The following is a 20,332-nucleotide window of genomic DNA, read 5'->3' as shown; positions in this document are numbered from 1 at the left end:
CAGATCGCCATCAGGGTGACGGGGTCTTGACCGTGGTGATGCCGGGGCCGGTGCGGGCGGTGCCCGCCGGGCGGAAGGCGAACGTGGCCAGGTTGACGTTACCGCCGGTGACAATGCGCACCGTGAGCACGCTGACGCCCTTGGGCAGCGTGACGCTGACGACGTCGCGGGCCACGTTCCAATGGTGCCATTGCCGCCAGGGGATCGTCTCGGCGGCATCGAAGGTGGAGGCGAGGGCGAAGGGCGCGGCGGCGGGGACGCCGTTGACGTCGAGCGCGAGGGTCGCGTCGCGCTGCGCCGTGTAGAGGAGGTCGGCCACGTAGGTGCCGGCCGCGGCGGTCTCGACCGTGAGGTTGAACCATTCGCCCGGCTCGGTCCAGCCGACGTAGAGCAGGCCGAGGGGCGGGACCACCTTGTTGCAGGGTGAATCGCGATCGGGGATCTGCTTGGTGTAGGAGATGTCCACGCCCTCGTGCCGCCGGAATTCGTTGAGGTAGGTGCCGTCGGCGGGGTTGAGTTTGCCGCTGCCCTGGTTTTCCGCGTCGTGGTCGTGGTAGGCGACGCCCTCCCCGCCCTCGTCATAGTAGGCGCAGAACACGGCCCCCGGGATCCGCTGCGGTCCGGCGGGGTGGACGGCATCGTGAAACGGCTGGCCGGCCAAAGCCGGCGCCGCGAGACAACCGAGGGCAAAGGCGACGAGCAGGGGGTTCATACCGGCGCGATTGAGGAGAATCTGCGCCCGCCCGGCGAGACCCAACTCGACGGTTCACACTCCGCTCCACGCATGGGAGGCTGGTATGGCTGACGTGTCGTCCTCCCGCAGGGTGTGATACCAATGACCAATCGGCATCGGATTTTTCACCCGAAGATCGCCAAGGACACAAAGCACCCAATCGTTTGAGCATGAATCTGCTCTGCGTTCTTTGCGATCTTGGTGTAAAATCTCATCTCAAATCGTAATGGGCGTGACTCCTCGCCATGACCCTTTGAAGACGTTCCTTGGTCAGGGGGGTGCCCTCCGGTTTGGCGGGTGGCAGGACGGCCGGGCGCCGGCGGCTCGCCCGGGCCGCCTTGCACCGGGGTTTGGTCCTGCATTGGTTCCACTCTGGTTCCACATTGGTTCCACACGGTTCCACATTGGTCCTATTGCCCTCGGCCTGGTTTTTGCGTTCCGGGACATAAAGCCCCGCCCCACCCAGATCTCCTCCGGCCGGTTTCAGGATTTGAAGACGGGCCTTAAAGTTCCCTGGGGCGCGACTTTGTTTGGTTTTGCCCCGACCAGACTGATTTTTGCCCCCGCTTCATTTGGTTGGGTCGCGACCGAACTCGTTTTTGCCGCGACCGAACTAACTTTGGTCGCGACTAAACCTGATTTGGCCGCGGCTCTATTTGGTCCAGTCGCGACTCATTTGACTTTTGCCGCGACCAAACCTTCCAAAAGGCCGGGCGAAGGGCGTCAAGCCGGAGCAAAGTCTCCAGGTCCCGACTCCTGACCAGGGAGTGTTTTCAAATTTGGTTTGTCATCCTGAGCGCAGAGAAGCAGCGGTGTCAGCCGACAAGGGTAAAGTGTGGGTCTTTGAGCATGCGGTTGAGCACGACAATCATTTTGCGCATGACGGCGAGCAGGCAGACGTTGGCGGGTTTGCCGGCGGCCTGGAGTCGCTGATAGAACAGCGACAGGACCGGGTTGTGCTGGGAGGCACTGACTGCGGCCATGTACAGGACGTTGCGGACCTCCACGCGGCCACCGCGGGCATGGCGCGGCCGGGAGGTTTCGCCGCTGTCGTGGGCATGCGGGGCCACTCCGACCAAGGCGGCGATGCGCTTGTCGTCCTCTTCGCCCAGTTCCGGCAGGTACGCCAACAGCGTCGTCGCCAGCACCGGACCGACCCCTTGCAACTGCTGCATCCGCTCTGCCTTGGCCCGCAGGGCGGGATGCGCCCGCACCTGCTGCGCCACCAACTCGTCGGCCTTGGCCAGGGCGGCGGCTTGTTGCTCGCGTTGCGCCTGCAGCAAGGCCTGCAAGGTCGGGCCTGCTGTTTCCAGCCGGTTGGCCGTTTGCGTGCCTTGATCTACCAGCTGCCGGCGATAATCCAGCAGCTCGCGCAACGCGGTTACCTCGGGCAGCGGCGGCTTCTCCACGCGGGGATGCATCGCGCAAGCGTAGCGATAGATCAGCCCCACATCAATCTTGTCGGTTTTGGCCAGCGTGCCCTCCGCCCGGGCGAAGTTACGCACCCGCCCGGGCTGCAAGCGGCAGACCGGTACGCTCGCTTGGTGCAGCTGCTCCAGCAACCGGCGTTCATACCCGCCCGTCGCTTCGCATACCACGCGCACTCCCGGCAGCGGCTGGACGAGGGTGATCAGCGTGGCAATGCCCGCTGCCGTGTTCGGGACCTGCCGGCACTTCTGGCCGGCAATGGTGTAGTCCAGGCGCGCCTTGGAGATATCCAAGCTGACGTACCGCACAGGTTCGGTCGACTCTACCTTGTAATACGAGTTCATGACTCTTTCAGCGGTTCGAGGTTTGACCAGGCACAAGACCGCGACCCGGCTTCACTACGGGCTCGAGGGCCCAAGGATCCAGCGATCTGTCGGTCTTGCCGTCCACCGTGCGGCCTGCACGGCGAACGCCCTGGTGGGCGGCCTCCAGTCAATCCACCCGGACTGACTTGGCAACCCAGCCCAAGCCGGCCTCCTCCGACGAGCCATCGGGCCCATTCTCGGAGCCCGGCTCGGGCCAAACCCTTTTCAACTTTCATCGCCCAAGACATACAAGGATCCACGGAAGCGAAGGCCATATCGCGAGCGAAAGCATGGATTCTTCACTTCGTTCAGAATGACAGGAAACGGGTATTGGTTGGATTTGAAAACACTCCCCAAGTCACCCCGATGCCTCTCTTAGTGGGCCGGGCACACGCTTTGCCTCTTATCTTGGACTCTGCTTAACGCCGGGCGCCCAGTCCGCCAGGAAGGCCGCCACACGCCGCGCTACTTCCTCGTCGGCCGGGGCCGCCCATGATACGGTTTCCTGGGTCGTCAATTGCCGGCCATCCGCCTCCAGCACAACAATCGCCGGCAACCCGTATTTCAGCAGGGGATTGCCGTAGCGCGCGATGATGTCGGCGTTCCGCTTTTTGTCGTTCCGCGTGTTGGCGTCGACATGGACCAGCACGAAGCTCCGCCGCAGAATCGCAACCACGCCCGGATCGTCCGTGAACGCATGGTGCAGCCGCCGGCACCACGGACACCAGTTGGCGCCAAACAGGAGCACGACGCGCTTCCCCTCCTGCTGCGCACGCGTGACGGCCTGCGCCACCAGTTCCTCGCCCTTGGCCTGCCGGTCGAAGATGTCCGGCCCCATACCGGGATATTCGGGCGCGGCACGCGACGCGGGGGACAATAGCGCCAGCAACAGGAGACCGGGGAGCAAACGCTTCATTCGGCCCCTACCGTTACCCCGTTGGCCGGCGCGCGCAAGTGCCCGCGATGATAAAGACCCTCGGGGCAGGCCCGAGGCATTGGCCCAATCCCACGCGGGCGGGTCGCCCGCGCTCCAGCTCTTCACATGCTGGAGCCACGGCGACCTCGCCGTGGTCTTTGCCGGCAACGCTCCGTGCCTTCGTGGTAAAACATCATTCCGCGTTGTGCGCGCGAAGATTTGTCCGGTATTTCCAAGGTTTTTTCGGCGGCGCGGTTTTGCCTCGGGACGGAAACACCGCATGATGGACGGCAACCTGTTCCACCATGCGCACCTTCCTGAAACTGCTCGTGCTCCTGGCCGCGGCGGTGCCCGCGGTCGCGTCCGCCCAGCTGCGCGAGGTCTTCCACCCCAAGGCCGACCTGCCCGCGTTCCGCTGCCTCGTGCCCGACAGCTGGAGCAGCGGGGTTGACGCCGCCGGCAATCTCCTGCTCGCCAACCGGGGCCACACCACGAATTTCTCCCTCACCCTCGTGCCCGGCGCCAAACCGCGCGAGTCGCTCGACGAGCTCGCCAAGGCGCTCCTCGAAAGCGCCGTCCACCCCCCGTGGGACAGCCGTGAGCCCGCCGAGATCTCCGGCTATCGCGGCTTCAAATACACGGCCCGCGTCCGGCACACGAACGGCGTGGAGGTGCGGGCCGAGGTCGTGCTCGTCGCCATCGACGACAAACAGATCGCCGCCTGCTCGATGCTGCTGGCCGACCGCCTGTCGTCCGCCGACGAAAGCACCGCCCGGCTCGTGCAGGCCGCCATCCACCTTGTCCCCGGGCCCTAGCCCAGCACCTTCCGCAAGGCGCGGTGGCAGATTTCCATCTCCTCCGGCAGGCCGACGGTGATGCGGGCCCAGTCGGTCAGCGGTGGAAAGGGCCGGCCGACGATGACGCCCTCGGCGCGCATCCGGGCGATGAAGTCCTTCACCGGCCGGCCCGTCCGCATGAACACGAAGTTGCCCTGCGCCGCGGTGCACTCCTTGCCCAGCGCCTTCGCCTGCGCGGTCAGCGCCTCGCGGCCGGCCTTGATCTTGGCGCGCGTGGCCGTGACGTAGGCCGTGTCGCCGAGCGAGGCGGTGCCGGCCATGATCGTCGTCAGACTCAGGCTGCCCGTCATCCGCGCGCGGAGCGACACGGCGAGCTTTTCCGGCATGACCGCATAACCGAGCCGGCAGCCGGCCATGCCGAAGATCTTCGAGAAGGTCCGCGCGACGACGACGTTGTGCCCCGAGGTCGCGAGTCCGGCGCAGGTCCGGCCGGCGAAGTCGTCCGTGCATTCCAGGTAGGCTTCGTCGATGAACACCGGCACGCGCGCCGAGACGGTCCGCACGAATTCCTTCAACTCCGCCGCGTCGCACACCGTGCCCGTGGGGTTGTTGGGATTCACGATGTAGACGAGCGAGGTCCTCGGGCTGATGGCGGCGGCCATGGCCGGCAGGTCGTGCTCGAGCCGGGCGTTGAGCGGGACGCGCACGGCGCCGCCGCCGGCCCGCTGCGCGGCCTCGACGAGCTGCATATAGCTCGGGTTGGCGGCGATGATCTCGCCCTTGTCGTAGCCGAAGTGGAAGCCCGCGGCGTCGAGGATTTCGCCCGAACCGTTGCCCAGCACGATCTGCCCGGTCGGGCAGCCCTCGCGGGCGGCGACCATTTCCAGCAGCGTCTGCTCCTCGTCGTCCGGGTAGCGGCACGAGCGGGCGACGGCGGCGATCATCGCCCGCTGCGCCGACGGCGCCGGGCCGAAAGGGTTCTCGTTCCACGAAAGCTGCACGAGGCCCGACGTGGCGGAAGGCGCAGCCGGCAGCGTGGCGGCTTCGAGGCGGGACAAGCGCGGCGCCACGGCGGTGGCGGCGAGGGTGACGCCGGCGGCCTTGAGCCATTGCCGGCGGTTGAGGAGCGTGGTCATGGGAAGCGGAGGTTGGGACCGGCATTTCGCGGTGCGCCCGGCATCTCAGCAGGCCCGGCCGGACTTGCAATCCCCGGCAGGAGGTTGATGGGCGGAACTGGGCCCTTGTCTCCGGCCTAAATACTCCGGACCGGTTCGCCGCATGCACCCGATTAGCCCGTCCAGAGGCCGGGCTCCACCTTTCGCCCGCGATGATGAAAAAACTGCCACTTTGGGCGGGCCAGCCGGGTAATAGGACAACCATCCATTTGCCGACCCGGTCTTGCTCCTCGCGAATCCGGGCTTCGGTGCAACCCAGTCCTCCCCATGTTCCAGGATTTCCGCTTCGCCTTCCGCCTGATCGGCACGCACCGCTGGTTCTCCGCCGCCGTCATCGTCACCCTCGCTCTTGGCATCGGCATCAACACCACCGTCTTCACCCTGGTCAACGCCGCGCTGTTCAAGCCCGTGCCCCTGCCGGGTGGCGAACGCCTGGTCGCCGTCAGCCACTTCAACCCCACGGATCCGCGCGGCCGCAGCGCGATCTCGCTGCCGGACTTCCTCGTATATCGTGCGCAGAACCGCAGCTTCGCCGGGCTCGAGGCCACCGATCGCGGCCAGGCCGTCATCAGCGAAAACGGCAACCCGGCCGAGCGCTTCAACATGGGCATCGTGTCGACCGGTCTCTTCGAGATGCTCCGGACCCCGCCGATCCTCGGCCGGGGCTTCTCGGTGGCGGACGGTCGGGCCGGCGCGCCCGTGGTGATCCTGCTTGGGCACGACGCCTGGCAGCGGCGCTACGCCGGCGCGGCCGACGTCATCGGCCGCACCGTCCGGTTCAACGGCGACCCGGCCACGATCATCGGCGTCATGCCCGCCGGCTTCAAGTTTCCCGACAACGAGGAACTCTGGATCCCGCTCACGCCCACGAAAGAACGGGAAGACCGCACGCGGCACAACCTGATGGTCTTCGGCCTGCTCCAGCCCGGCGTCTCCCCGACCCAGGCGCAGGGCGACCTCGTCGTGATCTCGAACCGCCTGGCCAAAGACCATCCGGACACGAACAAGGATGTCGCAGCGCAGGTGCAGACCTTTCACGAGGCCTTCAACGGCGGGCCGATCAAGCTCATCTTCCTGCTCATGCTCGGCGCCGTCGGCTTCGTTCTCCTCATCGCCTGCGCCAACGTCGCCAACATGATGCTCAGCCGGTCCATCGCGCGCGGCCGGGAGATCGCGGTGCGCGCCGCGATGGGCGCGTCGCGCTGGCAGATCGTGCGCCAGCTCCTCGTCGAGAGCGTGCTGCTGAGCGTGCTCGGCGGCCTGCTGGGCCTCGGCCTCGCGGCGTTCGGTGTACACGCGTTCGACCTGGCGACGCAGGACGTGGGCAAGCCTTTCTGGGTCCAGTTCACGATGGACTGGCGGGCCTTCGCGTATTTCGCCGCCCTCTCGGTGCTGAGCGGCATCGTCTTCGGGCTGGTGCCCGCCCTCCGCGCCTCGCGCACCGACCTGAACGCGACGCTGAAGGATGGCACGGCCGGCGGCACCCGGCGCAGCGGCCGGCTCACCGGCGCGCTGGTCGTGCTGCAGTTCGCCCTCACCGTCGTCCTCCTCGCCGGCGCCGGCCTGATGGTCCGCAGCTTCCTCGCCGTGCAGGAGATCAACCCGTTCGTGCCGGCGGCGCACATCCTGACCGCGCGCGTCAGCCTGCCCGACGGCAAGGGCGACCGCTATGAAAGCGTCGAGGCCCGCCGCCTGATGCACGAGAAGCTCGCGGCCCGCCTCGCCACCCTGCCCGGCGTGACCCAGGTGGCGCTCACCTCCTATTTCCCCGGCCTCGGCGCGGACAACCGCGACCTGGAAGTCGAGGGCCGGCCGATCGCCGATCCCAAGCACCCGCCGCGCGGCGCCGCCATCTTCGCCTCGCCCAACTACCTGGCCGCGACCGGCCTGCCGTTGCTGACCGGGCGCACCCTCGCGGAGAATGACGGCGAGACCGGCCGGGAGGCAGCGGTGGTCACCCGCGCCTTCGCCGCACGCCATTGGCCGGACCAATCGCCGGTCGGCCGGCGCTTCCGCTTCCTCAGTGACGGCAAGCCCGGGGCCTGGAACACGGTTGTGGGCGTCTGCGGTGACATCGAGCAAAACGCCATGGACCGGGAAGCCCCGCCGGTCGTCTATCTTTCCGACCGCCAGGAACCGTGGGCCTGGCTCGGCCTGATGCTCCGCACGGAGGGCGATCCCGCGGCGCTGGCCCCGGCCGTGCGCGCCGCGGTGCAGGAACTCGACGCCGACCTGCCCCTCTTCGAGGTGCGGACGCTGCCGGCTGCCCTGGAACACGAGCACTGGTTCATCAAGGTGTTCGGTTCGCTCTTCTTCACCTTCGCGGTCATCGCCCTGCTGATGGCCTCGGTCGGCCTCTACGCCGTGGTGGCGCAGACCACCGCCCGGCGGACGCGCGAGATCGGCATCCGCATGGCGCTCGGCGCGACCACCGGCTGCGTCGTGCGGCTGGTGCTCTCGCGCGGGCTCGCGCAGCTGGCCGCCGGCCTGGTCCTCGGGCTCGGCGGCGCCTTCGCCGCCACGCGGCTGATGAGCACGCTTTTGGCCGTGTCGCCCACCGACCCGGTGGTGTTCGCCACCGTGCCGGTGCTGCTGGCCGTCATCGGGCTCTTCGCCTGCTGGCTGCCCGCGCGCCGCGCCGCGCGGATCGCCCCGACGGAGGCGCTGCGCACGGAATAGCGCGGTCCGGCGGCGGACAAAGCATGATTCGCCGCTGCCGCGACGGGGAAGCCGCAAAAGAAACCGTAAACTGCTTTCCGCGCCACCCCTCATCTCTGGTAACGTAATACGTTACCAGAGGCCGGACCAGGGGTCGGATGCCGCCGCATATAGTCTGGCGGGAGGAACGGGCGCGGACTGATTCCGGCTCAGGCCGTGACTCAAACCTTCGGTCCGAAGTTGGCCCGGGCCACGAGCGCGGCGCCGATGGCCTGGGAGAGTTCGCCGAGCGTGGCGGGCACGACCTGGATCTTCGCGCGCTGCGCGGGCCAGAGGTAGGGCTCGGCCGCCGCCCGGATGCCCGCCAGGTAGCGTGCGCGAAATTCGGGCGTGGTGGACCCGGGATCGATCAGCCCGCCGCCGATCACGACAAACTCCGCGTCCACCGCCATGGCCAGGTTGGCCAGGTGCAGGCCAAGGGCCCGCGCCTGAAAATCAAAGATGTCGAGCGCGAGGCCGTCGCCCTGCTGCGCGAGGCCGCGCAGCGTAAGCGCCTTTTCCTTCGGCGCGAGTGGCGAGGTGGCGAGCGGGTGTTGCGGGTGCTTTTTGAGCATTTCCGCGAGCAGCTGCGGCAGGCCGGAGATGGTGGTGTAGGCCTCGATGCAGCCCCAGTCGCGGCCGCAGCCGCAGGTGAACGGCCGGATGCCGCCGAGCAGGTGGAGTGGCGCGGGCATGTGGCCGGCCTCCATGCCGCAGAGCGTGTCGCCGTCGAGCGGCAGGCCGTTCGGGTCGACGTAGGCGCAACCCAGGCCGGAGCCGGGAGCGAACATCAGCACGCCGGCCCGGCGGCCCGCGCGCACGCGGTGCGCCTCGCCCACCCCGCCGTAGTTGCCGTCGTTGCCGACGATGAGCGGCACCGCGCGGCCCGCGGCCGCCGCGATCGCCCGGGCGTAGTCGCCGGCAAAATCCCAGCCCGCGAAATCCGCGGGCAGGTTCGCCGAGCGGCCGAGCACGCCGTAGCCCTCGTAGGGCCCGGGGATCGCCAGGCCGACGCCGCGCACGTCGCGCCAGGCAAACTTGTTTTCGGCGAGGAAACCGCTGGCGCCCTCGATCCAGCCCTGGATGACCGCGGCGCGGCCCGCCGCGGAGTTGGTCGAGCTCTGCCGGAGCTGGTGGGAGATGATGGAGCCGTCGGCGCGGATGCCGCCGGTCTTGGAGGTGGTCGCACCGCTGTCGGTGCCGAGGTAGATGCCGGGAACAGTCATGGAAAGAAGGCGCGGAAGTTTCAGCCGCAGGTTGCCCGAAGCCGGCCGGCGCGCAAGGCCGCAATCCGTGCGCCGGTCTCTTCACCCTTCTCCCGCAAAACTGGATTGATCCGGGCGGATGAAATGTTTCCCTCGGCCGGGCCACACTCACCTTGCATACCTCCCCGACCTCCCATGAGCCGGCTGCCCGGCCCCTGAGTGGTGCGGCCCGGTTGGTGCTGATTGCCACCACCGCCGCGACCATCGCCCTGTTCTATCTGTTCATCTGCCTGTCACTCCTGGCCCTGCTGGTCTGGCTCGGGTTGTTCCTGCTGGTGGTCGCCGGCCTCGCCCGCTTCGGCGCGGCCGGGCTCATCATTAAATTTTTCGAGCGAGATGTCCGGCTGTTCGGTCTGGTGGTCCGCTCGCTCTGGCTGAGTGAGGGCGCCACCTACCGCCTGCCGCTGCAGCGGGCGGACGCCCCACGGTTGTTTGCGATGGTGGAGGGACTTGCCGGCCGTCTCGCGATTCCGCCGCCTGACGAACTCTGCCTGGAGATGAACTGCGGCGCCTGGGTGCAGCTGCACGGCCTGAAGACCGGCCTCGGCACCACTCGCATTGGCGTGGGCTACGACCTCCTCGCCGGCTTGAGCGAGCAGGAGGTCGAGGCAGTGATGGCCCACGAGCTCACCCATGCCAAGTTGATCAGCCGGGCCCTGCGCAACTGGCTGTTTGCAGGCCTCGGGCGCGCAGCCACCGTGTCCAACCAGCTCTCGGCCGTGGTCGATGCCCACCGTCGTGCCGGGGAAGGCTCCGGCCCTGGCGACTTGATGCTCCTGGGCGCAGACGCCCTGACCCGGCTGTGCGCCCGCCAGATGGGCGCCTACTCGCGGCAAAACGAGTTCGAGGCGGACCGCGGCGCCGCGGAGCTGTGCGGCAGCGCGGCGATGCGCGCCTCGCTGCAACGGCTTGAGGTGCTGCATCCCAAGCTGGCCCGCCTGCCCTGGAATGAGCGCGTGGCGAAGATTGAGTCGCCCGACGGCCTCAGCCGCTGGCTGCAGCAGGAACTCGCGGCCGCCGGCCCGGCGGCCGAGGACGGCCCCGCCGAGGTGTTTGACCGCTATTCCACGCATCCCTCGTTGCGCGACCGGCTGGCGGCGCTCCCCGCGGACAATTCAAAGCTGAGCGAGAGTCAGTCCGGCCTGTCGCTTCTCGCCGAGCCGGACAACATCGTGTTGAAGCTCGTCGCGGCCATCCAGCAGACCGCCCTGAAGGAGGAGGCCAAGGATCTTCGCGAACTGCGGAAATGGCTGCGCAAGATCCGGGACACCCGCAGCTATCGTGCGGCCCAGTTGCCCGGCATGCTGGTCATCGGGGGGAGCATCGTCTGCGGAGCCATCGCGCTGGCCATGGGCATGTGGGTGGCCGCGGCGGCATGCTTTCTCGGACTCGTCCCTTTGGGCATCTGGTTTTGGATCCTTGGGCGCTACCGCGACAAACGGCCGCTGCCCGTGCCCGACTACGAGGCCTTCATGAAAGGCCGGCAGGATTACCCGCTGCCAGACCTCGAAAACCGCGAGAAAAAAATCGAGGAGGAACTGCGCCAGCTCATCGCCGGCGAACCCAAGAAACGGCGCCAAGCGGCGCGTCTGGTAGACGAAGGCGTGGCGGCGCTCGGTCGCGTCGACTACCTGCGGGCCCATGTGGCGTCGCGCCTCGCGCAGAAACTGGACCCCAAGTCCGTCGAGTGCGCGCTGGTGACGCTGGTCGCCGCGGGGGCGTTTGACCAGCGGGACGTCGTCGGGGGCCTGATGGCGGCCGCACTCAAGCAAACCGGCCTGCGCTCCCCTTCCTCCGCCTGGGCCGGCGCGTGGGCGCTGCTGCTCTGCGGCGACTGGCGGGCGGCCGAGGCGTTCCTGCACGAGGCGATGAAACCCCGGCCGGACGATCCCCAGCTCCTCGCGCTGCTCGCATTCTGCCAGTCGCGCCGCGGCAAGTGGCAGAGCGCACTCGCGAACATCCGGCGCTGTTGCCAGCCCCGACCGCCGACCGCCCAGCACCATAAGCTGTTCGTCAGCCTGCTGCTGGATCATGGCGCGCTCCGCGAGGCCGGCCGGCTCTTGGAGCAATTCGGCCCCGCGGCCGCCTACGATCCCGATGTCGTCCACCTCCGCATCCATTTCCACTTGTTGCGCCGCGAATTCGCGCACGCCGAGCAACAGCTGGCGATGCTGGCCGAAAGCGACCTGCCGGGCCACCGGCTCCTGGCCATCGGTTATCTCTACGAGAACGCCCGCACCGACACCAAGGCGGTGGAGTTTTTCCAACGCGCCTTGGCCCAGGGCCACTACCCCGATGCACTCCTCGCGCTGGCCCGCCACGCCGCCGAGGCCCGGGACAAGGCCCGGGCGCGGGAATACATCCATGCCGCGCTCGACACCATGAAGAAGGCGGCGGACAAGGCGGCTTCCGCCTACGACGTATTTCATCCGGCTCTCAACCAGCTGCTCCGCCTCGAGGAGCCGGTTGACTCGTGCCGCGCCTGGCTCGCCCGCTTCCTGCCCGGTAAGGACGCCGGACTGCTGACCAAGCATGCCCTCCTCGTTTTCGCCCCGACCGAACAAGCGGTCCACGCCTACGTGCAGACCCTGTTGCAGGCGATGAAGCCGGGCGAACCGCCGCTGAGCGGCGCCTACGTGCAGGTTCAGCCCGCGCCCCGCGACCTGCAGCCGGTCCGCCCTGTGCGCCCCGGCATCCAGTATGTTTACCAGTAGCCCGTTGCTGCATAAAGTCTGGCCGCGCGGGCGGAGCAGGACTATCTCAACGGTATGAAATCTCTCATGCGCCACCCCGGGACGGCTCTCCTGATTCTCGCGCTGGCGTTGCTGGCACCGCTTTCCGCCAAGGACGTGCGCCACCCGGCGACAGGCGCCCCGGCGTATGCCTTCACCATCCCGGACGACTGGACCACCCAGGACGGCGGGTCGGGCAACCTGCTCATCCTCGATGCCAACCGCTCCACGATCGTAGTGATCCTCGTGGTGGCCTCCACCGACCCGCTGGACAAGACCGCGAAGGAAGCTCTGGAGGTGGCGCACGCCACGCCCGTCTCGCGCAAAGAGCCGACCGCCATCTCCGGCTGCGCCGGCTTCACCTGGTTCTCGACCGTGCAGAATCCCAGCAACCTCACCTTGAGCCTGGAAATGACCATCGTGCGGATCGACGACGCCCACGTGGCCTCAGCCTCCCTCATCATGGTCCCCAACCTCGCGTCCGAGGCGGAGGCCGTCGCCCGCCGCGTGCGGAACGGCCTCACCTTGGTGAAGGGGTGATCGCTCTCACCGCCTTGGCTGTGACCCTCTCGTAGCGGCCGGGCGGCGCGCTGTCGCCAATCTTCCGCCCTTCGGCCCGGGGCCGAAAGTTGGAACGCTTCCGGAGTGGATTGCGTTGCGGGCGTGCCGCGTTCCGCCTGCCTCGCACGTGCCCGTCCTCCCGCCGTGCTGTTCAACGGCGCCTGCCATTGCCCCGGCATTCCCGTCGCGCTCCTCCCGCGGCAAGGAGCAGATGACGCTCGTCGGCTGGGCCGCCGCCGGCTTCCCGATCTACGCCGCGAACGCCGCCAGTGGTCGTGGCATGACCCATTTGAAAATGCCCTCCACACTGTAACGGCCAGCAGCTTGCGTCCCGAGGCAAACCGCCTCATCAATGCGCCATCCCATGAAAACAGTCCTCATTGTCCTCGGGGTTCTTGCGGCCATCGTCGTCTTCGGAGCCCTTTTCCTGACCGGCCAATACAACGGCCTGGTGAATCGCGCCCAGGCCGTCGACGCCCAGTGGGCGCAGGTGCAAAATGTCTATCAGCGCCGCGCCGACCTCATCCCCAACCTCGTCGCCACCGTCTCGGGTGCCGCCAACTTCGAGAAGTCCACCCTGACCGAGATCACCAACGCCCGCGCCTCCGTGGGCAAGGTGCAGCTCAACGCCGGCGGCACGCCGAGTGCCGCCCAGCTGGCCCAGTTCGAACAGGCGCAAGGCGCCCTGTCCTCGGCCTTGTCCCGGCTGCTCGTGGTGGCGGAGAACTACCCTTCCCTCAAGGCCACGGCCAATTTCCAGGAACTGCAGGCCCAGCTCGAGGGCACCGAGAACCGCATCAGTGTCGAACGCGGCCGGTTCAACGAACTGGCGCGCGACTACAATTCCGCCATCAAGCGCGTGCCCGCCGTCTTCTTCGCCGGAATCTTCGGCTTCACGGATAAACCCTATTTCGCCGCCAAGGCGGACGCGGACACGCCGCCGGCGGTGCAGTTCGACTTCAACAAGAAGCCCTGAACCCACCCGTGAAGCTTTGCTTCCGCCTCCTGGCGTTCGGTGCGCTGCTGGCCAGCCTGAGCCTGTCCGCCGCCGAGCGCATCCCGCCGGCCCCGCTGCGGTATTTCAACGACTACGCCGGCGTGGTGTCGCCTCCCGTGGCCGACCGCCTGAACGCCCGCCTCGAGCAATTCGAGCGCGACAGCTCCAACCAGCTGCTCGTCGCAATCTACCCAAAGATGGAGTCGGACTCCTCCGTCGAAGACTACACGGTGCGGGTGGCGCAAGCGTGGCGGGCCGGACAGACGGGGAAAAACAACGGCGCCGTGCTCTTCTCGTTCATGCAGGAGCACCAGCTTTACCTGCAGGTCGGCTACGGCCTCGAGGCCGTGCTGCCGGACGCCACGGCCAAGCGCATCATCGAGCGGGAGATCGTACCCCGCTTTCGCGCCGGGGACATCGACGGCGGCATGAACGCCGCGGTGGAGTCCATGATCGCTGCCACCAACGGCGAATACCGCGGCACCGGGCGCACGCAGGCCGGTTCGCGGTCGGACGGCTTCAGTGGCAACTGGCTGTTCGTGGTGTTTTTCATCGGCATGCTGGTGATCAAGATGATCCAATGGCGGCGCAACCCGGCGGCGCTCTTCCTCAATCCCGGGCGCCGCACGTCCACCTGGATCAACTGGGGCGGCGGGTCCGGCGGAGGCTGGTCCGGCGGAAGTGGCGGCGGCGGCTTCTCGGGCGGCGGCGGTAGCTTCGGGGGCGGCGGGGCGGGAGGGAAATGGTAGTCATGAAGCCCAAACATTTTATCGCGCGGCTTGACCGCCAGCAGATCGAACAAGCCATCCAGCGGGCGGAGCGACTGACCTCTGGCGAAATCCGCGTCGTCATTCATCGGCAGCCGGCGCATGATGCCGTGGCGGTCGCACGTGCGGAGTTCGTGCGGCTGGGGATGCCCAAGACCCGGCACCGCAACGCCGTGCTGCTGTTTGTGGCGCCCACCTCGCAGTCCTTCGCCATCATCGGCGACGAGGGAGTGCACGCGAAATGCGGCGACGCCTTCTGGTCCGAAGTGGCGGCCGCCATGCAAAAGAATTTCCGGGACGGCCATCACACCGCGGCGATCATCGAGGGCATCAATCGCGCCGGCGTGCTGCTGGCCGAGCATTTCCCACCGGAGCCGGGCGCCGCCAACGAGCTGCCCAATCAGGTCATTGAACGGTGACCGGCCCGGCGATCCGCCCGCCGGCTCAGGTTGCGTAGTGTTGCAGGAACGCCCGCACATCCTCCGGCACGGCCGCCGCGAGGTTGGGCACGACCCACGTGAACAGCCGGCCGATCTCGAGGCACTGGTCGTTCGAGGCGGGCCGCGAGCCCGTGCCGGCGATGTCCGCGAGAAATTCCACCCCGTGCCCCGCGGCCGCCCGCACCAGGTTGTCCTTCAGCTGGAACTCGAAGGCCGCCACCGAGGCGTTGGCCGGATGCCGCCAGACGGTCAGGCGCGAGGGCCGGCTGCTGGCGTAAACCTCCACGAGGTAGCCGGAGGCGTCGGGCTGGTCCGCCTTGGGCTGCAGCTTGAGCGTCGAGCCGAGCGCCACGACCTCGAGCAGCTGGAGATAGTCGCGGCGGACCGCCGCGTCCGTCAAATCGTGCACCAAGCCGAGCACCATGCCTTCGGGCGGCTCGCTGATGTTGGCCACATGGCACGGCACCGTGATCTCATAGGCCTGCACGCTGAGCTTGAGGTCGCAGTTCTCGGCAGGCTCGGCGCGGATCCCGGGGCCCAGCTGCATGCGTGCACCCAGCTCGGAACATTCGATGAGGCGCCCCTTCCAGTTCCAGCCGTGCCGGGTGTTGCTCATCGGCGCGCCGCTCTCATCGCGCGCGACGAAACTGAGCACCGCCTTCAACGGAAACTGCGGGCTGATGGCGAAGCGCGGCACGCTGCGCCGTTCGATCCGCGGTGTTTCCGTCACCACGGTTTCGGGCTCCTTAAGAATGCGCCTGAAGAAGGTCATCGGCCTAGGGGAATCAACCCACACAAATCTTGGGATGCCGTCAACCTCGCCGGGCGGTTTGGGCGGTAAAAAATCCCCTAGTCAGGGTCTGCCCGGCCCGCCATGTTCGCGGCCATGCAGACCCGCACCCTCGGCCGCACCGGCATCAACGTCTCGGTCGTCGGCGTCGGCACGTGGCAGTTCGGCGGCGAATGGGGCCGGGCCTACACCGCGGCCGACGCCCGCGAGATCCTCGCCGCCGCGCAGGATTGCGGCATCAACCTCATCGACACCGCCGAGTGCTACGGCGACCACCTGTCCGAGCGCCTCATCGGCGAAACGCTGCCGGGGAAACGCGCGGACTGGATCATCGCCACCAAATGGGGCCACAAGTTCCACGAATGTTTCAAGCGCGAGCAGTGCGTCGGCCCGGCGGACTTGCTCGGGCAGCTCGACGCCTCGCTCAAGGCGCTGCGCACCGACTACGTGGACCTGCTGCAGTTCCACTCCGGCAGCGACGCGCAGTTCGCCACGCCGGGCATGTGGGAGGCGGCCCACGAGGCCAAGCGCCAGGGCAAGGTGCGCTTCCTTGGCAATTCCATCAGCAGCAACACCGCCGACCCGCACCAGGTGGACCGCTCGACCGATGTCGGCGTGGACGTGATCCAGCTCATCTACAACCGCCTCGAGCGTGAACCCGAGACGGCCGTGTTTCCCTCGTGCGCACGGCAGAACCTCGGCGTGCTGGCCCGCGAGCCGCTCGCCAGCGGTTTTCTCTCCGGCAAATACAAGCCCGGCCACAAGTTTCCCGCCAACGACGTCCGGGAGGTCCTGATGCAAGCCCGTCAGGAACGCCTGCTGGGCCAGGTCGCGCAGATCGCCGCCACCGAGGTCCCGGCCGGCGTGCCGATGGCGCAGTGGGCGCTGGCCTGGGTGCTGAAGAACCCCGCCGTCACCGCCGTCATCCCCGGCTGCAAGGATGCCGCGCAGGTCCGCGCCAACGCCGCCGCCGTCGCGCTGCTCTGAGCGGAACGCCGGCAGGCGGAAGCCGCCGCCACCCGTCGGGTAGCAGGCGGCTGGGGCGGAACGCGCGATCGGCCGCGGGCTCAGCCCTCGATCAGCTGGAGCGGAAGCACGACCTTGATGCTCACCGGGACGCCGTTCCGGAGCGCCGGCTTGAATTTCCACTGCGAGACGGCGGACACAAGTCTCGGGGCGAGATCCTGGTCACCGCGCGACACGACCTTGATGTTATGGGGCCGGCCGGACTCATCGATGGTCATCGAAAGGGTGACGATTGAGCCATTGCTGCTGGCCGGCAGTCTGGTCGGGGACACGACGCTCTCCGGGGCCGGCGCCTCGAAGTTGGCGATCTTGCCGGGGGCCACGGTGGTGAGGGCGGAGGCGGAGCAGAACAGACCGCCGGCGAGGGCGGACGCGATGACGAGTGATTTGATTTTCATCTGGAGGACCCGCGGGAGCGGGATGGGGGTTGTGGATGCGGGCCCCGGGACTTCCGGGGTTGGCCGCGCTTGGCTGTCAGCGCGTGTGTGGACGGGCTCTTTGCAGCGCCCATGCCAACAAACACCGCACAGCCGCCGGTAGTTGCAACCCAGAGGGAAAATCGGCGGAAAAAGAAATGTCATATCCCGCCGGCCCGTCCGGGATTTTGCGATACCGAGACCCGCGCTTCCCACGCGCGGGATTGGCCGGGCCCGGAAAACCGGAAACGCGCCCTACACCCGGCGACGGCCGGCGATCGCCAGGGCCACGCCCCCGAGCACGAGCACCGAGGCCAGCACCAGGCGGGCGGAAAGGGTCTCCGCCAGGAACAACACGCCGCCGAGCGCCGCCAGCACCGGCACCGTGAGTTGCAGCGTGGCGGCGCGCGTGGCCGTCAGCCGCGGCAACGCCGCATACCACACCGCGTAGCCCGCCCCCGAGGCCAGCGCCCCCGACAGCACCGCCCAGGTGACACCGGCCGCCGAGACCTGCGCCCGACCCGGCGCCGCCACGAACAGCAGCAGCCCCAGCGGCACGGCCCAGACAAAATTTCCCGCGGTCGTCGCCAGCGGATCGCCGAGCTTGCGGCCGCGGAGGGAATACACGCCCCACGCGACGCCGGCCAGCGCCATCAGGCCCGCGCCGAGCGGCGGCGGGGCCGCCAGTCCCGGTGACACCAGCCAGGCGAGACCACCCAGCGCCACCAGCAGGCCGGACCATTCCCACGCGCCCGGCCGTTCACCGCGGAAGAGCCCGGTGCCGATCATCGTGACCTGCACGGTGCCGAACAGCAGCAGCGCACCGGTGCCGGCCGTGAGTTCGCGGTAGGCGAACGAGAAGGCGGCGGCGTAGGCGAACAGCGCCGCGGCCGAAGGCACGTCCCGCCGGAACGGGGCCCGGCCCTGCGCCCCGCAGAGGAGCGCCAGCGTGACCGCGCCCGCGAGCAGGCGCAGCAGGGTGAAAGTGGCGGCGTCGATCTCCGCGCGCCCGAGCGCCAGCCGGCAGAAGACGGAGTTGGCGGCGAAGGCCAGCAGCGCAACCGCCGCCCCCGGGGGGAAGCTGGATGACTTGGGATTGATGCCGGCGATTGTGCGGGGGACCGGCCGCACGACAAGGGCGATCACGCCGCCGCCGCGCGGCGGAGCGCGCGGTCGCGGCGCAGCACCAGCATGCTGTCCGCGCCGGCGAAGAACTCGTAGGCCACCGGCATGATGTCGCTGCGGACGCCGTGCGCGGCGAGGTCGGCGCGCAGACGCGGGAGCTCGGCGTAGGTCCGGCCGGCGGCGCTGCATACCGGGTGGATCCGCACCTCCCCTGCCGACACCCGCACCAGCTCGAGGCAGGCCGCGAGGTGCCAGGCGTAGTCGAACCGGTCGGCGTAGATGAAGAGCAGGTGCGCGCAGAGCACGAGCGAGAAGCTCTGGTCGAGGAACGGCAGCGCGGGGAGCGACGCCCGCACGTAGCGCCCGTGTCGCTCGTTGCCGTCGAAGTCCGCGAGGAAGCGCGCCGCGGCCAGCCGGCGGTCGGCCTCGGCCGCGGCGAAAGTCTTGAACGACTTCAGCCGGAACAGGTGCCGCTTGGCGCGCATCTGCGCAAACATCCGGCGGTAGTCCTCCCGCACGCGCGCGGCGAGTTGCGCGGGGCCGTGGCCGTAGAGCGGATCCACCGCCACGGCGTCGATCCCGTGGCGGACGGCCTCGGCGGTGAACGACGACGGCCCGGCGGCGACGTCGAGCACCGAGAGCCGGCGGAGGGCCGCCGGGTCGAGGGCGAAGAAGCGCGTGTATTCCTCGAACGTGCGTCCGAAGAACGACACGGTCGGCAGTTCCATCCGGGTGGCGGAGGGCGGCGGGAGCGGAGCGAGGAGCGTGGGCATGGGAGGAAAATAAAAAGCCCGACTCGGAGGAGTCGGGCTCGGGTGGAAGTGGTTGCTTAAAATTTGCGGATTACGCGTTCACCATGCTTCGCCGAGCCCTCGGGGGGAGCCAAACGTTTTTGCCGGCCATCAGTTTGATGGTCGCGTCGGAACGGCGGAGGGCGGCGGACAGGTTCACGGGCGCAGTTGATGCGGAAGTTTTCCCCGCCGTGCAAACACAAATTTTTGCCGGGCGACCGGCCCGGACAAACACCGGGCTGGCAGCAGCCAGCAACGGTGCCCGCTCTCTGACGACCCCCACAAGCCGGCTTGCGCCCCGCCGGTTGCCGGCCCAAGGTGCCGGTAACATGCCCACCAAAACCAGCCACGCGGCCATCCTGCGGCAGGAACACATCGGCTTCTCGGTGATCCTGCTCCTCAGCTGGGCGGCGGAAATCCTGCGGTTGCCGCATCTGCTGTTTAACGATCCCGTCGGATTCAACTGGTCCCGCGTCCTGCTCCGGTCGGCGGTGATCATCATCGTCTGGGCCTGGGTGTATTTCACGACCCGCAGCCTGATCCGGCGCCTGCACCATCTCGAGGAATTCATGCTGATCTGCAGCTGGTGCCGTAAGGTCGGCCACGACGGCGAGTGGCTGACGATGGAGCAGTATTTCGGCACGAACTTCGCCACGCAGACCTCGCACGGCGTCTGCCCCGAGTGCGCCGGGAAGGCGCGCGAGCGGCTGGCCCAGCTGATCACCGAGGCCGGCGGCAAGGTCTGATATCGGCGACCCTGTGCCGGCCCGGCGACGCCGGCGGCTTGCGCCAGACGCCCGGGTCGACTGAATGACACCATGTCCACCTACACCGCCGGAATCCGCTGGAGCCGGGGCGCCGCGGAAAAATTCACCGACAACCGCTACAGCCGCACCCACACCCTGACCTTCGACGGCGGCGCCGTCGTGCCCGCGTCCTCCTCGCCCAGCGTCGTGCCGCTGCCGATGTCCGACCCGCAGGGTGTCGACCCCGAGGAGGCGTTCATCGCCAGCCTGTCGAGCTGCCACATGCTCTGGTTTCTTTCGATCGCCGCGAAGCGCGGCTACACCGTCGACGCCTACGCCGATGACGTGCTGGGCGTCATGGCGAAGAACGCCGCCGGCCGGCAGGCGATGACGTCCGTCACGCTGCGCCCGCGGGTGACCTTCAGCGGCGCGAAGCTCCCCGATCGCGCCGCGCTCGACGCACTGCACCACGAGGCACACGAGGAGTGCTTCATTGCCAACTCCGTCCGCAGCGAGGTCGTGATCGCGCCGCGAGTGACTTGAGGTTTCCGCGCGAAGCGCCACA

At 68.2% G+C, this 20,332-nt stretch carries 19 protein-coding genes; 10 read left to right on the top strand and 9 right to left on the bottom strand.

Going from position 1 to position 20,332, the window contains the following annotated elements:
* Positions 1-10: 10 nt before the first annotated feature.
* The 3 genes from BLU29_RS10270 to BLU29_RS18035 form a co-directional block, all read right to left on the bottom strand.
* A complete protein-coding gene (locus tag BLU29_RS10270; RefSeq protein ID WP_197677684.1) occupies positions 11-712 on the bottom strand; it encodes a hypothetical protein in 702 nt (233 codons plus the stop codon).
* Between the two features lie 836 nt (positions 713-1,548).
* A complete protein-coding gene (locus BLU29_RS10265; protein ID WP_091054872.1) occupies positions 1,549-2,505 on the bottom strand; it encodes an IS110 family transposase in 957 nt (318 codons plus the stop codon).
* Between the two features lie 424 nt (positions 2,506-2,929).
* Positions 2,930-3,442: a thioredoxin family protein gene (locus BLU29_RS18035; RefSeq protein ID WP_157693775.1), complete on the bottom strand. Its 513-nt coding sequence runs from the start codon at positions 3,440-3,442 to the stop codon at positions 2,930-2,932.
* Positions 3,443-3,747: 305 nt separating this feature from the next.
* Between BLU29_RS18035 and BLU29_RS10255 the strand changes: the two genes are divergently transcribed.
* On the top strand, positions 3,748-4,257 hold the full coding sequence (locus tag BLU29_RS10255; protein WP_091057447.1) for a hypothetical protein: 510 nt from the start codon (positions 3,748-3,750) through the stop codon (positions 4,255-4,257).
* On the opposite strand, the gene BLU29_RS10250 is transcribed toward BLU29_RS10255, so the two are convergent.
* Complete coding sequence (locus BLU29_RS10250) at positions 4,254-5,375, bottom strand: histidinol-phosphate transaminase (protein WP_091057444.1); 1,122 nt, start codon at positions 5,373-5,375, stop codon at positions 4,254-4,256. The two genes, BLU29_RS10255 and BLU29_RS10250, sit on opposite strands and share 4 nt — an antisense overlap.
* A gap of 306 nt (positions 5,376-5,681) precedes the next feature.
* Here BLU29_RS10250 and BLU29_RS10245 point away from each other — a divergent pair, with 306 nt between their 5' ends.
* Positions 5,682-8,093, top strand: a complete 2,412-nt coding sequence (locus BLU29_RS10245) for an ABC transporter permease (protein WP_091057442.1) — start codon at positions 5,682-5,684, stop codon at positions 8,091-8,093.
* A gap of 200 nt (positions 8,094-8,293) precedes the next feature.
* On the opposite strand, the gene BLU29_RS10240 is transcribed toward BLU29_RS10245, so the two are convergent.
* Complete coding sequence (locus BLU29_RS10240; RefSeq protein ID WP_091057439.1) at positions 8,294-9,337, bottom strand: ROK family protein; 1,044 nt, start codon at positions 9,335-9,337, stop codon at positions 8,294-8,296.
* Between the two features lie 152 nt (positions 9,338-9,489).
* On the opposite strand from BLU29_RS10240, the gene BLU29_RS10235 reads away from it, so the two are divergent.
* The 5 genes from BLU29_RS10235 to BLU29_RS10215 all read left to right on the top strand — a co-directional run bounded on the left by BLU29_RS10235 (position 9,490) and on the right by BLU29_RS10215 (position 14,852).
* A complete protein-coding gene (locus BLU29_RS10235; RefSeq protein WP_157693774.1) occupies positions 9,490-12,090 on the top strand; it encodes a M48 family metalloprotease in 2,601 nt (866 codons plus the stop codon).
* A 54-nt stretch (positions 12,091-12,144) separates the two neighbouring features.
* Positions 12,145-12,648: a hypothetical protein gene (locus tag BLU29_RS10230; protein WP_157693773.1), complete on the top strand. Its 504-nt coding sequence runs from the start codon at positions 12,145-12,147 to the stop codon at positions 12,646-12,648.
* A 385-nt stretch (positions 12,649-13,033) separates the two neighbouring features.
* Complete coding sequence (locus tag BLU29_RS10225; RefSeq protein ID WP_091061083.1) at positions 13,034-13,645, top strand: LemA family protein; 612 nt, start codon at positions 13,034-13,036, stop codon at positions 13,643-13,645.
* An 8-nt stretch (positions 13,646-13,653) separates the two neighbouring features.
* Positions 13,654-14,415 carry a TPM domain-containing protein gene (locus BLU29_RS10220; RefSeq protein WP_231962212.1) on the top strand — a complete coding sequence of 254 codons (762 nt, stop codon included), beginning with the start codon at positions 13,654-13,656 and terminating at the stop codon, positions 14,413-14,415.
* A 2-nt stretch (positions 14,416-14,417) separates the two neighbouring features.
* Positions 14,418-14,852, top strand: a complete 435-nt coding sequence (locus tag BLU29_RS10215) for a TPM domain-containing protein (RefSeq protein ID WP_157693772.1) — start codon at positions 14,418-14,420, stop codon at positions 14,850-14,852.
* Between the two features lie 25 nt (positions 14,853-14,877).
* Here BLU29_RS10215 and BLU29_RS10210 read toward each other — a convergent pair whose 3' ends face one another.
* Positions 14,878-15,645 carry a hypothetical protein gene (locus tag BLU29_RS10210; protein WP_091057427.1) on the bottom strand — a complete coding sequence of 256 codons (768 nt, stop codon included), beginning with the start codon at positions 15,643-15,645 and terminating at the stop codon, positions 14,878-14,880.
* A 114-nt stretch (positions 15,646-15,759) separates the two neighbouring features.
* Here BLU29_RS10210 and BLU29_RS10205 point away from each other — a divergent pair, with 114 nt between their 5' ends.
* Entirely contained in the window at positions 15,760-16,650 is an 891-nt protein-coding gene (locus tag BLU29_RS10205; protein ID WP_091061080.1) for an aldo/keto reductase, read from the top strand.
* Positions 16,651-16,730: 80 nt separating this feature from the next.
* Here BLU29_RS10205 and BLU29_RS10200 read toward each other — a convergent pair whose 3' ends face one another.
* From BLU29_RS10200 to BLU29_RS18390, 3 genes are all read right to left on the bottom strand, one after another.
* A complete protein-coding gene (locus BLU29_RS10200) occupies positions 16,731-17,087 on the bottom strand; it encodes a TonB family protein (RefSeq protein WP_157693771.1) in 357 nt (118 codons plus the stop codon).
* A 273-nt stretch (positions 17,088-17,360) separates the two neighbouring features.
* The gene (locus tag BLU29_RS10195) at positions 17,361-18,206 is read right to left on the bottom strand and encodes a DMT family transporter (RefSeq protein ID WP_343125161.1); all 846 of its coding nucleotides are present in this window, start codon (positions 18,204-18,206) and stop codon (positions 17,361-17,363) included.
* A gap of 41 nt (positions 18,207-18,247) precedes the next feature.
* Positions 18,248-19,003, bottom strand: a complete 756-nt coding sequence (locus BLU29_RS18390) for a methyltransferase (RefSeq protein WP_197677682.1) — start codon at positions 19,001-19,003, stop codon at positions 18,248-18,250.
* 347 nt (positions 19,004-19,350) lie between these two features.
* Between BLU29_RS18390 and BLU29_RS10190 the strand changes: the two genes are divergently transcribed.
* Positions 19,351-19,767 (top strand): hypothetical protein, encoded by a 417-nt coding sequence (locus BLU29_RS10190; protein WP_091057420.1) that lies wholly within the window; start codon positions 19,351-19,353, stop codon positions 19,765-19,767.
* Positions 19,768-19,839: 72 nt separating this feature from the next.
* A complete protein-coding gene (locus tag BLU29_RS10185; protein ID WP_091057418.1) occupies positions 19,840-20,310 on the top strand; it encodes an OsmC family protein in 471 nt (156 codons plus the stop codon).
* Positions 20,311-20,332: the final 22 nt, after the last annotated feature.

It is taken from the genome of Opitutus sp. GAS368 (genome assembly GCF_900104925.1).
GTDB lineage: Bacteria > Verrucomicrobiota > Verrucomicrobiia > Opitutales > Opitutaceae > Lacunisphaera.
This window is presented reverse-complemented; position numbering and strand designations above follow the sequence as displayed.

Excerpts from the sequence above, each read along its gene's own strand:
- BLU29_RS10270 (WP_197677684.1), bottom strand. The coding sequence starts at position 712 with ATGAACCCCCTGCTCGTCGCCTTTGCCCTCGGTTGTCTCGCGGCGCCG.
- BLU29_RS10265 (WP_091054872.1), bottom strand. The coding sequence starts at position 2,505 with ATGAACTCGTATTACAAGGTAGAGTCGACCGAACCTGTGCGGTACGTC.
- BLU29_RS18035 (WP_157693775.1), bottom strand. The coding sequence starts at position 3,442 with ATGAAGCGTTTGCTCCCCGGTCTCCTGTTGCTGGCGCTATTGTCCCCC.
- BLU29_RS10255 (WP_091057447.1), top strand. The coding sequence starts at position 3,748 with ATGCGCACCTTCCTGAAACTGCTCGTGCTCCTGGCCGCGGCGGTGCCC.
- BLU29_RS10250 (WP_091057444.1), bottom strand. The coding sequence starts at position 5,375 with ATGACCACGCTCCTCAACCGCCGGCAATGGCTCAAGGCCGCCGGCGTC.
- BLU29_RS10245 (WP_091057442.1), top strand. The coding sequence starts at position 5,682 with ATGTTCCAGGATTTCCGCTTCGCCTTCCGCCTGATCGGCACGCACCGC.
- BLU29_RS10240 (WP_091057439.1), bottom strand. The coding sequence starts at position 9,337 with ATGACTGTTCCCGGCATCTACCTCGGCACCGACAGCGGTGCGACCACC.
- BLU29_RS10230 (WP_157693773.1), top strand. The coding sequence starts at position 12,145 with ATGAAATCTCTCATGCGCCACCCCGGGACGGCTCTCCTGATTCTCGCG.
- BLU29_RS10225 (WP_091061083.1), top strand. The coding sequence starts at position 13,034 with ATGAAAACAGTCCTCATTGTCCTCGGGGTTCTTGCGGCCATCGTCGTC.
- BLU29_RS10215 (WP_157693772.1), top strand. The coding sequence starts at position 14,418 with ATGAAGCCCAAACATTTTATCGCGCGGCTTGACCGCCAGCAGATCGAA.
- BLU29_RS10210 (WP_091057427.1), bottom strand. The coding sequence starts at position 15,645 with ATGACCTTCTTCAGGCGCATTCTTAAGGAGCCCGAAACCGTGGTGACG.
- BLU29_RS10205 (WP_091061080.1), top strand. The coding sequence starts at position 15,760 with ATGCAGACCCGCACCCTCGGCCGCACCGGCATCAACGTCTCGGTCGTC.
- BLU29_RS10200 (WP_157693771.1), bottom strand. The coding sequence starts at position 17,087 with ATGAAAATCAAATCACTCGTCATCGCGTCCGCCCTCGCCGGCGGTCTG.
- BLU29_RS18390 (WP_197677682.1), bottom strand. The coding sequence starts at position 19,003 with ATGCCCACGCTCCTCGCTCCGCTCCCGCCGCCCTCCGCCACCCGGATG.
- BLU29_RS10190 (WP_091057420.1), top strand. The coding sequence starts at position 19,351 with ATGCCCACCAAAACCAGCCACGCGGCCATCCTGCGGCAGGAACACATC.
- BLU29_RS10185 (WP_091057418.1), top strand. The coding sequence starts at position 19,840 with ATGTCCACCTACACCGCCGGAATCCGCTGGAGCCGGGGCGCCGCGGAA.